8 protein-coding genes are annotated in these 11301 nt (G+C 62.9%); 2 read left to right on the top strand and 6 right to left on the bottom strand.

All coding sequences use genetic code 11. The features are described from left to right. Positions 1–9 precede the first annotated feature (9 nt). The 3 genes from BM235_RS28305 to BM235_RS28295 form a co-directional block, all read right to left on the bottom strand. Positions 10–1539: a PTS mannitol transporter subunit IIBC gene (locus BM235_RS28305; protein WP_090117625.1), complete on the bottom strand. Its 1530-nt coding sequence runs from the start codon at positions 1537–1539 to the stop codon at positions 10–12. A gap of 270 nt (positions 1540–1809) precedes the next feature. Then, on the bottom strand, positions 1810–3243 hold the full coding sequence (locus tag BM235_RS28300) for an MFS transporter (RefSeq protein WP_158543962.1): 1434 nt from the start codon (positions 3241–3243) through the stop codon (positions 1810–1812). A gap of 165 nt (positions 3244–3408) precedes the next feature. Continuing rightward, a complete protein-coding gene (locus BM235_RS28295) occupies positions 3409–3939 on the bottom strand; it encodes a TetR/AcrR family transcriptional regulator (protein ID WP_090117623.1) in 531 nt (176 codons plus the stop codon). A gap of 199 nt (positions 3940–4138) precedes the next feature. Here BM235_RS28295 and BM235_RS28290 point away from each other — a divergent pair, with 199 nt between their 5' ends. Together BM235_RS28290 and BM235_RS28285 are read left to right on the top strand one after the other, a co-directional pair. Next, a complete protein-coding gene (locus tag BM235_RS28290; RefSeq protein WP_158543964.1) occupies positions 4139–5098 on the top strand; it encodes a phosphotransferase family protein in 960 nt (319 codons plus the stop codon). Positions 5099–5169: 71 nt separating this feature from the next. Further along, positions 5170–6051, top strand: a complete 882-nt coding sequence (locus BM235_RS28285) for a 3'-5' exonuclease (RefSeq protein WP_090117621.1) — start codon at positions 5170–5172, stop codon at positions 6049–6051. A 128-nt stretch (positions 6052–6179) separates the two neighbouring features. Here the strand turns inward: BM235_RS28285 and BM235_RS28280 are convergent, their stop codons facing one another. The 3 genes from BM235_RS28280 to BM235_RS28270 all read right to left on the bottom strand — a co-directional run bounded on the left by BM235_RS28280 (position 6180) and on the right by BM235_RS28270 (position 11089). Further along, positions 6180–6605 carry a DUF6157 family protein gene (locus BM235_RS28280; protein ID WP_090117620.1) on the bottom strand — a complete coding sequence of 142 codons (426 nt, stop codon included), beginning with the start codon at positions 6603–6605 and terminating at the stop codon, positions 6180–6182. A gap of 168 nt (positions 6606–6773) precedes the next feature. After that, positions 6774–7031: an S-layer homology domain-containing protein gene (locus tag BM235_RS28275; RefSeq protein ID WP_090117619.1), complete on the bottom strand. Its 258-nt coding sequence runs from the start codon at positions 7029–7031 to the stop codon at positions 6774–6776. A gap of 101 nt (positions 7032–7132) precedes the next feature. After that, positions 7133–11089, bottom strand: a complete 3957-nt coding sequence (locus BM235_RS28270) for a fibronectin type III domain-containing protein (protein WP_158543966.1) — start codon at positions 11087–11089, stop codon at positions 7133–7135. Positions 11090–11301: the final 212 nt, after the last annotated feature.

Here is an 11301-nt window from a genome sequence, read left to right as displayed (position 1 = left end):
CGCTTCGGATCAGGCGAGCCTATTCACCAGCACGTCGTACTCCGGGCTTTTAAGGAAGTTGTCGATCGAGATATGCTCGGCGTTCGGCGCTTTTTGTTTGGCGCGGTCGGTGAGCGTTTTATGCGTGATGACGATATCCGCGTCGTCCGGAATGTCGCTGATCGCCGTGTTAATGACCGTGATGTCCGATCCAGCCGCCTTCATTTTTTTGCGCAGGATGGATGCGCCCATGGCGCTCGAGCCCATGCCGGCATCGCAGGAGAAGACGATCTTGCGCACGTCCTCCTTATCTTTAACCGCGGATGCCGCCGCTAGAAGACTTGCGTCGACGACCGCCGTGTCCGGGATCGCGGACCGCGCTGCGCCGGCAGCGGATGCAGCCGTTACGCCGACCGGCGCCGCGGCGTTTGCCGCCGTAGCGGCTGCAGCAGGCGTGCCCGCTGCCTTCATCGCCTTCATGCGGCTTTGCGCTTCCTCGATGTCCTCGTCCTCCGCGTTCTTCCTCGACGTCTTCAGCAGCAGCGCCGAGACCGCGAAGGATACGATGGCCGCGGTGAGCACGCCGCTAAGCACCGGCAGCAGGCCGCCCTTCGGCGCCATCGCGATGTAGGCGAAGATGCTGCCCGGCGAAGGCGGAGCGACCAGTCCCGCGCCGAAGAGCGAGAAGGTGAACGTGCCGGTCACGCCGCCGGCGATGACCGCCAGGATCAGGCGCGGATTCATGAGAATGTACGGGAAGTAGATCTCGTGGATGCCGCCGAAGAAGTGGATGATCGCCGCGCCGGAAGCCGACTGCCGGGCGGAGCCGCGGCCGACCAGCATATAGGCCAGCAGCACGCCGATGCCGGGACCCGGGTTCGATTCGAGCATGAACAGAATCGACTTGCCGGTGCGCGAAGCCTCGTCGAGCGCGATGGGACTCAGCACGCCGTGATTGATCGCGTTGTTCAAGAACAATATCTTCGCCGGCTCGATGAGGACGTTCGCCAGCGGGATCAGGTTATGATTGACCAGAAACTCCACGCCGTCCGACAGCCAGCTCGTCAGCTGCTCGATGACCGGGCCGATGCCCGAATACGCGAGCAGCGTCAGGGCCGCGCCGATGATGCCGAGCGAGAAGTTGTTGACCAGCATCTCGAAGCCCGCTTTGATCTTGCCTTCGACGGACTTGTCGAACTGCTTCAGCACCCACGCCGCGAGCGGACCGCAGATCATCGCGCCGAGGAACATCGGGATGTCGGTACCGACGATGATGCCCATCGTCATGAGCGCGCCGATGACGCCGCCCCTTGTCTTGTGTACCATGGTGCCGCCCGTATATCCGATCAGGATCGGAAGCAGGTACTTGATGATCGGATCGACGAGCTTCGCGAGCTCCGAATTCGGCGCCCAACCGGTCGGTATGAACAATGCGGTGATGATGCCCCAGGCAATGAACGCCCCGATGTTCGGCATGACCATGCCGCTCAGGAAACGTCCGAATTTCTGGACGCCTACTCGTATTCCACCGCTAGAAGCAGAACGCTGTGCTTGCTCCATTTCGGTTCCTCCTTGAATTAACCGCTTTCTTTTCGCGGCACTCCGCCAGCGGTCGATATGCGTTAATCGTACCCCTCGCACCTCTTGGCAGCAACAGAAGGAAAACGCGAATTTGTCAATCATACTGTTGACAGCATTTGATGAGTTTATGAGCCGGCAGCTGGCGTCGCCCGTTCTAGCGCGTTTCCCGGGGCATAAAAAAGAACGGTCGACGACGCATCGACCGTTCTTCGCAATAGACTTCCCTTTTACAAACCTACCGTTCCGTTCTTACTCCACGGCCGCACCGGCCGGCAAGGTAGCGCTAGATTCGCCCGCTTCCTTTCGCGACCGCTTGTAGAACAGCAGCGTCGTGACGAACGCGGCGCCGAGCATCCCCGCATACACGTACAATACGGGAATCAAATGGCTCCCGAACTGGTCCGGCGACGCGATCTGTCCGCCCTGGCGGAAGATCAGGCTGCCGATGGCGATGCCGAACACGCCGCCCAATTCCCGCGTGGCGTTGGAGACGCCGCTCGCTTCGCCGGAGGACGATTCGTGCACGGCGGACAGCACGCCCTCGGAGAGCGGCGTGAGGCTAAGCCCCATGCCGAGACCGGCCAATACCATGGCGGGTGCCAGGTAAGCGAAGGAGAAGACCGCGCCGTTCACTGCGATAAGAATCGCGAACAGGCACAGCGCGACCGCCTGGAGCAGCAGGCCGGTCAGCAGCACGCGGCGGGTGCCGAGGCGCCCGATGAAGAGCCCCGCCAGCGGAGCGGCGACCATCGTGGCGCCGGTCCAGGCCATCTCGCGAACGCCGGCGCCGAGCGCAGAGTAGCCTTGCCCTTGCTGCAGGAACAGCGTGAGCAGGAAGATGGCGCCGAAGATGCCCGCATTCAGCCAGAATCCCGTGGCGATGAGCGCGGAATAGTCGCGGCTCTTAAAGAGCCCGAGCGACAGCAGCGGATAAGGATGGCGCCATTCCCAGGCGATGAAGACCGGCAGCAGCGCCAAGCCGCCTGCCAGCGGCCCCCATACCTCGAACGCGCCCCATCCCGCTTCATTCCCGCGAACGAGACCGAATACGATGCCGAGCAGCGATGCCGCGATCAGCAGCAGGCCGAACAGATCGAGACGCTTTTCCTGGCCTTTGGATTCGCGCAGCCAGAGCCAGCCGAACGCGACGGCGAGGACGCCGACGGGGACGTTGATCCAGAAAATCGTCTGCCAGGGCGAACCGTTCACGATGAGCCCGCCGACGAGCGGTCCCATGGCGAGTCCGAGACCCGACACGCCGGAAACGATGCCGATCGCCGCTGCCCTGTACTTGGGCGGGAACGCGGCGCTGACCAGCGTAAGGCTGATCGGCGTGATGGCGGCGCCGCCTATGCCTTGCAGCGCTCTTGCGAGCGTGAGGCCGAGCGCATGCGTGCTAAGCGCGGAAGCCAGCGATCCTAGCGTGAAGACCGCGATGCCGAGCAGAAATACCTTTTTGCGCCCGTACCGCTCTCCCAGCATGCCGAAGGGGATGAGCAGCACGGCGAAGGTCAGCGTGTAGCCGTTGGTGAACCATTCGAGATCCGCGAGGCCCGCGTCGAAAGACTTTTGGATCGACGGCAGCGCCACGCCGAGCACCAGCGTATCCAGCATGACCATGAACAGCGCCAGGCAGATGACGACCAGCATGCGGTTCCTTTGCGAAGTTGAGATCGTAGACATCGTTGGCATCTCCAACACTCCTTATTTATCGATAAATAAATTAAAGCCCTAAAGCAACCGCCAAGCGCCAACGCCTGGCGGCAACGACGAACGGGTCCGCTGACGGATCGAGCGCTCTTGCTTCGCCCGCAGTCGGCAAACGCCCCGCTCCTTGCGCCCCTCCCCTTACTCGTCCTCGCACCACGGGAGCAGCTTGGGCAGCTCCAATATTTGCGAGAGCGCGATGAGGAGACCCGTGCCGATGAACATGCCGGCTTCGCCGGGCGCATCGGGAATGCCCGCCTGCGCGAACCGCTCGCTGACCATCCGGTGAATCTCGGCGAACTTCGACTTCACTTCTTCGCGAATCGCCGGCTCCGGAATCGAATAGGCTTGCATGACAAGCAGGATCTCGTTGCGATGGGTAACGAGCAAATCCTCGAACGCGCCGCCCATCCGGTGAGCGAGCTCCTCGGGCGGACTCTTCACGGCGGCGAAGGCATGCACCAGGCGCCGATAGCCGCGGTCCAGGACGGCCAGGAACAGCTCCTCCTTCGTTTTGAAGAAGTGGAACACGTAGGGCTGCGTCACCCCCACGGTCTTGGCGACCAGCGCCGTCGTCGTCTTGTAAAAGCCTTGAAGCGCGAAGAGCTCGGCGGCAGCGTCGAGAATTTGTTCTTTGCGCGTCGCAGATGTCGCATCGTCTCTAGGTGTCATTTGCCGCAACTCCAACTCAAATTTATTTATTGATTAATAAATACCATATGCGAAGTTTTCCTGTCAATGCTTTCCTCCGAAAAGGACACGCTGCGCTTCATGCGATCTATTCAGTCCACTCAAAAACGCCTTCTTGCATACGGAAGCCCCTTCTGCTTTTAATGGATTCAAGACGATAAATAACGGAGGTTCGGGCGAATTGGAAAGCATAACGAAAACACGGCTGTCTCCCGGACAGCTGGAGGCTGTCGTCAAACAGGCCTTCGGGCCGGATGCCGGGCTGGCATCGGCCGCCGAGCTGACGGACGGCTGGTTCAACGCCGCCTACACGCTTGCGCTGCGGGACGGACGCCAAGCCGTCCTGAAGGTCGGACCTGGCGACCATGCCGAGGTGCTGGGTTATGAACGGGGCATTATGCGCAGCGAGCTGGCCGCGCTCGCGCTGGTTCGGGAGGCGGGCGGCATCCCCGCGCCCGAAGTATACGCCTCGGATACGTCGCGGACCTTGGTCGGCGCGGACTGGTTCGTCATGGAAAAGATCGACGGCAGTCCCTACAATCAGGCGAAGGCATCGCTCTCCGTGCAGGAACGCTTCGAGATCGAGCGGACGCTCGGGCGCTTCAACCGGTCGATCAACGAGATTCGCGGCGACCGGTTCGGCTTCTTGAACGAGTCCGCCGGCATACGGACGGACAGCTGGCAGGCGGCGTTCGGCGACATGATCGGCGGGATCCTGGCCGACGGGCGCAGGCTCGGCGCGAAGCTGCCCGTCTCCTACGAGGAGCTGGAAGCCTTCATCGAGCGGCGCCTGCCCAGCTTGTCGCAAGTGACGGAGCCGCGTCTCGTCCATTGGGATCTATGGGACGGCAATTTGTTCGTCAAGGACGGCCGCATCTCCGCGATCATCGACTGGGAGCGCGCGCTATGGGGCGACCCGCTGATGGAATTTTATTTCCGCAAATTCAACGACCCCGAAGCGTTCCTGCAAGGATACGGCAAGCGCTACGACGCGCCGGAAGAGCTGCCGCGACGCGAGCTGTACGATCTGTACCTCGATCTGATCCTCGCGATCGAATGCTATTCGAGACATTCCGGCGAAGATCAACGCAGCTGGACGGAGCGCAACCTGGCGAAAAGCTGGGCGCGTCTGAACCGTTAGCGGCGCGGAAGGGCTTTGGCTTCGGATTTTTGATAAGATAGGGGTATCTGCTCAATTCGGAGGTCGCTAACGTGGACTACATCATATTGGATATCGAATTCAACGGACGCAAATTCGCGAGCGAGCTGCCCATGGAAGTGATCGAGATCGGCGCGGTACGGCTGAACGAGGCGCTGGAGGCGGTCGACGAATTCTCGGCGCTCATCAAGCCCGTCTACTTTTCCAAGCTGAACAGCTTTATTAAGAAAAAAACCGGCATTCCCCAGGAGGACATCGACAGCGCGAGCGGTTTCGTGCCGGTCATCCGGTCGTTTCTGGCGTGGCTCGGACGCAGCGAGTCGTGCCGGTTCGTCACGTGGGGCGGCGAAGACTTCAAGCGGATCGTGCTCGATACGCGCATGCATAAGCTGGACGATGCGTATTGGATGTCCGCCGTCTACTACGACTTGCTCAAGATATACCTGCGCAGCCGCGGGCTCACCAACGACGTCAGCGTGGAGGCGGCGCTCGAGGAGCTCGGCATTCCGTCCGAGGGCTCGGCCCACCGGGCGCTGGACGACGCGCGGATGACGGCGGAGATCTTCCGCAAGACGTTCGCCGTGCTCGATCCCGAGAAGGACGCGAAGCAGTACAAGGACACGTTCAGCAACGCCAAGGAACGGCGCACGGTCAAGAACGCGATCCGGCTGGCCCAATCGCAGAAGTTCGCGCTGAACTGGGAGCTGCTGACGGAGCACGTGCTGGCCGGCAAGATCGATCTCGCCGATCCGCGCAAAGCCGCGGAGCTGAAAGCCTACTTCGAGGCGGAGACGGCGAAGCCGCCCAAGCCGTCCAAACCGAGAAGCGCCGAGCGTCAAGGCCAAAGCCCGGAGGGCGGGACTCGCGCCGGGGCGACGGACGCGGCGACCGCGGAGACGGATGCGAGCGAGCCGGGTTCGGAAGACGCGGACTGACTGACAAACCGGTAGAACCGAATCGTCGGCAACTATAAAAAGGCTTGAGCCTTAAAGACGGCTTAAGCCTTTTTGACGTGCAGGCGCAGCATCCCGACGAAGACTTGCAGTTCGATCGCTGCGCCCCGTCAGGCTTTCTTATTGCGCATCGCCTTAAGCACCTTCACGCCCTCGACCTCGCCGTCCACGAACCGGCCGTATGCCTCCGACTCCTTGGGCACGAGCGCAACCTTGCCCTCGGCGTTGAAGTGCAAGCCCCAGCCGTACTTCTTCGGCAGCATCGAGGCTCGCATGCAAGCCTTCGGCTTGCCGTAAAATTCGGCCCGCATCTCCGCCTCTCGCGCGTCCCGTTCATCGGGCGGGAGCTGCTTGTGGCGGACGTAGGTCTCGTAAAGAATCTCTTCCTGCGTGTGCGCGTAAGGCTCGCCGGCGATCATGTCGTACTCGATGCCCGGCTTCGTCTTGCCGGCGGCCTTGTCCGGCGGCACCGCGCCATACTCGACGGGACAGTCGTCGGATACGGCGATAAAGGTGTTGTAGTAATTCCATTCCAAGGCGGGTCCCTCCTCTTCAGCAGGCGTTGGACATTTTCTCTTGGCATGAAAGTAACATATTCGGACGCGACTTACAATCGGTTCGTAGAGGACCGGCCGAAAGCGAAAAAGGCCGGCCCGGCCCCCATCTCGCGATGAGCCCGGAACGGCCTCTGTTTACGGCCTGCTTTACTGGTTGGCGAAGCCCAGCGCCTGAAGCATGCGCAGCGTCATTACCGAAGCCTGCGCGCGGGTGGCGCCCAGCTTGGGGGCGAAGGTGACTTGGTCCATGCCGGTCACGATGCCCTCGCTGACGGCGAAGGCTGCTGCGTCCGCGGCATAAGGCGCGATGTCCGCACGATCGGCGAAAGCCGACAGCGCGCGATCCGCCTGCTCGGCGGCAAGTGACGCCCCCTGCCCCGCAAAGCGCATCGCGCCGGCGACCATCGTCGTCAGCTCCTGCCGGGTGACGAGCCGCTGCGGCTCGAACGCCGTAGACGAGGCGCCCTTAAGCTTCTATTCATGCGTGCGGCTCTCCTCCTTTTGCATTATTCGCGTACCAGCGAGAAATCGTCGAAGTAAACGTCGCCCTGCAACCCGTTCATATACAGCCGGACGCGCACCTTGGCCGTGCCGTCGGGAGCGGTTTTCGCGCCGTGTACGTTGACGAACGCGTCGGACGCCGCATCCACGTCCGCGATCCACGCCTCGGACAGTGGAGCGTTCGTCGCGTCATAGAATACGAGCTTCAGCTGTACGTTCCCCGCCGTCTTCGCGGCCAGCTTGACGTAGCCGTCCGCCGCATACGTTTTGCCCGCAGCCGCCTCGGCGTCCTGGTAAACCTCGAACCACTGCGCATCCGTCGTCACGACGCGCATGGATGCCGTCCCCGTCCGCTTCGTCTGATCCGTCCACTGGCACAGCCATTCCTTTTCGCAGGTCCAGACCGCCGTTTTCCACGCATCGTTGTGATCGTCGAAGCCCGGGTTCAGCAGCAAATTGCCGGATGGTCCTGCCGGCTCCTCCGGCTCCGTCGCGCCTCCGCCGTCTGCCGTCAGCTTGAAGTCGTCGAAGGAAGCTTCGCCCTTAAATCCGTTCGCGTACAGCAGCACCCGGACGTAGGCGGTGTCGGCGGGAGCCGTCTTCGAGCCGCCGATATGAACGAACCCCTCGGACGTCGCATCGAGGTCGGCGATCCATTCCTCCGACAGCCGATTGTCGTCCGCGTCGAAGAACACCAGCTTCGCTTGGAGCTTGCCAGCCTCAACGGAGGCGACCTTCGCATAGCCGTCGAGCGTGTAAACGCCGCCCGCCACTGCGAGCGCATCCTGATACACGCCGAACCACTGCGCGTCCGTCGTGACGACCTTCATCGCCGCCGTACCGTCGCCGGTCGTCCGTTTCGCCGCAGTCTGATCCGTCCACTGGCACAGCCATTCCTTTTCGCAGGTCCAGGCGGCCGTTTTCCAGGAATCGTTGTGCGCGTCGAAGTTCCCGTTCACCAGCAGGTCGGCCGCAGGCTCGCCCGGCCCCTCGCTTCCGCCGCCGCTGCCGTAAGCGCGAATCGAGAAGTCGTCCAGGTTGATCTTCGCGTTCAGCCCCTCGATATAGATGTACACGCGAACCTTGCCCGTATGCGCGGGCGAGCGGAAGACGCCGTACACATTCTCGTAGCCTTGCGTCGTACCGTTATAAACGGCGACCATCTTGTCGTCCAGAATGCTCCCGACCGCATTCAGGAACTGGATGCGAATCTTGACGGAAGCGCCGTCGTTGCGGGAGACGTTCAGGTAGCCTTGCAGCTCGTAATCGGTATCGGGCGTCGCGGCCGCCGCGGTCGACTGGATGCCGAACCAGGCGCCGGTCGAGGCGTCGATGATCATAGAGGCGTCGCCCGAGCGCTTCTCCGCGGTGTCGGAAAGGCAGTACTGATCCTGCTCGCACAGCCAGCTCGCGGGCTTGCCGGAGGCAACGGTCTCGAAGCCCGGGTTGGTCAGCAGATTGTCCGACATCTCCGGCGTCTCGGTCGTCACAGCCAGCGCTTCGCTCGCCGCGGAAACGTTAAGCGAGGCGTCCTTGGCCTTGATCGCGTACGCGTAGGTCGTGCCGGGGCGCAGGTCGTCGTCCTGGAAAACGGTGTCCCGCGTCGTGCCGACCAGCAGGCCGTCGCGATAAATCAGGTAGCCGTCGACCGCGCGGTCGTCCGTAGACGCCTGCCAGCTGAGATGGGCCGTGTTGAACGTGGTGCCGGTCGAATGAGACGCGGACGGGGCGGTCGGCGCTTCGACGTCGCGGGTCAGCGTCGTCGCCTGCACGGCCTGGCTAGCGGCCGATACGTTGCCGGCCGCGTCGCGGGCGCGAACCGTGTAAGTATACGAGGTGCCTGGCGCGAGCAGCGTGTCCTTGAAGGCGGTCGCGAGCCCGTAGGTGCGGCCGGCCAACCGGTCGCCGCGGTATACGTCGTATCCCGCGACAGCGACGTTATCCGTAGAAGCCGTCCACGTCAGCTTAACGGTATCCTCCGTCGACACGCCCGAGACGGAGGCGTTCGCCGGGGCGGACGGCGCCTTGCGGTCGACGACCGCCGGTATCGGACGGCTGCCGGGCGCGGCGGCCAGCGCCTTGTGGCTCACGGCCTTGATCGCGATGTCCCGCGAGAAGGCCGGCAGCGCGAGCGTCAGCCCCTGCGCATTGGCATTAGCTTTGACGATGGCGATATTTTCGCCGGTGTAGGTATTGTAGTAGGTGACGTTGTAGGGTCCCGGCTTGAGCCCGGGTACCGTCACCGTGCCGCCCTCCATCGTGCGCGGCGACAGCTCGTCGTACGGCGCGGCCTTGTCGTGCGCCCACAGCAGGGCGCGGTCGTTGGCCGCGAACCCGCCGGCCTGCAAATCCTGCGCCGCGCCCTGGTCGCCCAGGTCGACGAACGGCATGCCGATGAGACGGCTCTCCTCGGGCCGGATGAAGTCGGCCAGATGCTTGTACTGTGCCTTGTACGCGTCCGGCATGTCGAAGCCGTTCTCGAAAATCCACCACAGGTTCGCCCCCGCCGCGCCAGAGCGGAAGATCGGGGCCCACACGCCGTCATGCGCGTAATTCAGCAGATTCGCGTCCTGCGTCGTATCGTTGCCCGTCTTGCCGGCCTCTCCGATGAAGACCGGCCGATTGCCGAACGGCTTCAACGCATCGAGGTTGCTTTTCCAAATATCGACGATGCCGGTGCTGCCCTCGTACAGATGCTCGTTGACGACGTCCAGCGTATCGAGGCCGTCCCACGAATCCTGCGTCGCATGCTGCTCCGCGTGATCCTTCCAAGCGAAGCTCGTCGTCGTCGGATGCTTGTAAAAGTCCCAGCTTTTCCAATACGTGTCCAAGGACCGGTGCCAGCTGTCGCGGATGTCCGCCGTCGTGTCGACGCGGTTGTCGGACTCGTTCCAGTACTCCAGCATGCCAAGCGCGGTGCTGTATCCCCAGCGGGCGAAAATGTAGCGCAGCAGCCGCTGCTGGTAGGCGATGGCGTCCGGGTTGTACCAGAAGTCGGTGTCGTTCTCCTTCCAGTCGGACGTGCCGCCGTTGGCGCGGTTGTAGGCGTGGTACGCCCAGTCGTAGTAAAAGTCGCCGAAGCTGTTGAGCGTCAGCATGATGTACAGGTTGTGGTCCTCGGCGGAAGCGATCACCTGGTCCATACGGTCGAGATTGTCCAGATTGTAATCGCCGATGCCCTTGTAGGTCATCTCGATCCCGCCCTGGGTCGTCGTCACGGGGCCGTATTCCGGCGAATAGTTGGCCCACCAGCAGCTCAGCCAGACGCGCATGATATTCATGCCGGCATCCTCGTAGCCCTGCATGGCGCCGGCAATCTCGTCGGGCGTGCTCCAGGCATAGTTGGAGCCGAGCAGGGTGATCTGGCTGCCCGCGCCGTCGACGAAACGGTCGCCGGAAACGTTCATGAAGCCTCTGCCTGACGCGGGGGCGCCGGCGGTGAAGGTGTAGGCGTCGCTTGCGGCGGTGCCGTTCTTGTCCGTCGCGCTCAGCGTAATCCTGTGCAGGCCGGGCTGCCTCGGCGAGTAGCGGACCGCCCAGCTCGGCGAGGCGTCGCTGCGGTAAAAGCCGGGCACCGTCTCGACGGCGCCGTCCGGCGTCCGTACAGTCGCCCGAACGTCGACCTCCTCGGGGTCGAAGGGGTTGGCGTACGCGCTGCTCAGGTTGAAGGCGAGCTCCAGCTTGCCGTTCTGCGCAGGCGCGGTCGTGTTCAGCGTCACGTCGCGAATCTCGGTCGGCGTTGCGACGACCTGCTGCGCGAGCGAAACGGCGGAGGCTGCATTGACGAAGTCGACCGGCGCCGCCGGGGAAGCGCTTACGGCATTGGCCGAAAGGGACCACGCCAGCGCAAACGCGAGCAGCGCGACAGCTAGCCGCAGTGCAGCGCGAGGGGGGAGCGGCTTGCGGCCCCTTTTTGTGCGCGTCGCTTCGAGGGGAGGATGGTGCGGAGTGCTGCTTGGCATAGTGAGCATGAACCTCCTTGGTCGCAAGTGGACCGGTTTCCCCTCATTCTCGGATCAACCGGCCTCGGCGACAACCTTGCAAGTCCGAGATTAACACCCTTCTAATGCGAGATCGGCCATGAAAAAACCGCCAGGGCGTGCACCCTGACGGCTTGGATGGGCTTCTTGCCGCAGTTTTTGCGGTTGCAGCTTTACTTCGCTTGCTGTGCCGG

Origin of the sequence: Cohnella sp. OV330 (genome assembly GCF_900112065.1) — a bacterium.
GTDB lineage: Bacteria > Bacillota > Bacilli > Paenibacillales > Paenibacillaceae > Cohnella.
Note: the sequence above shows the minus strand (reverse complement) of the source record. Positions and strands in the feature narration are given on the sequence as shown.

Bases quoted from the DNA above. Each gene is read 5' to 3' on its own strand.
- BM235_RS28295 (WP_090117623.1), bottom strand. From the start codon at position 3,939: ATGACACCTAGAGACGATGCGACATCTGCGACGCGCAAAGAACAAATT.
- BM235_RS28275 (WP_090117619.1), bottom strand. From the start codon at position 7,031: ATGGTCGCCGGCGCGATGCGCTTTGCGGGGCAGGGGGCGTCACTTGCC.
- BM235_RS28305 (WP_090117625.1), bottom strand. From the start codon at position 1,539: ATGGAGCAAGCACAGCGTTCTGCTTCTAGCGGTGGAATACGAGTAGGC.
- BM235_RS28270 (WP_158543966.1), bottom strand. From the start codon at position 11,089: ATGCCAAGCAGCACTCCGCACCATCCTCCCCTCGAAGCGACGCGCACA.
- BM235_RS28300 (WP_158543962.1), bottom strand. From the start codon at position 3,243: ATGTCTACGATCTCAACTTCGCAAAGGAACCGCATGCTGGTCGTCATC.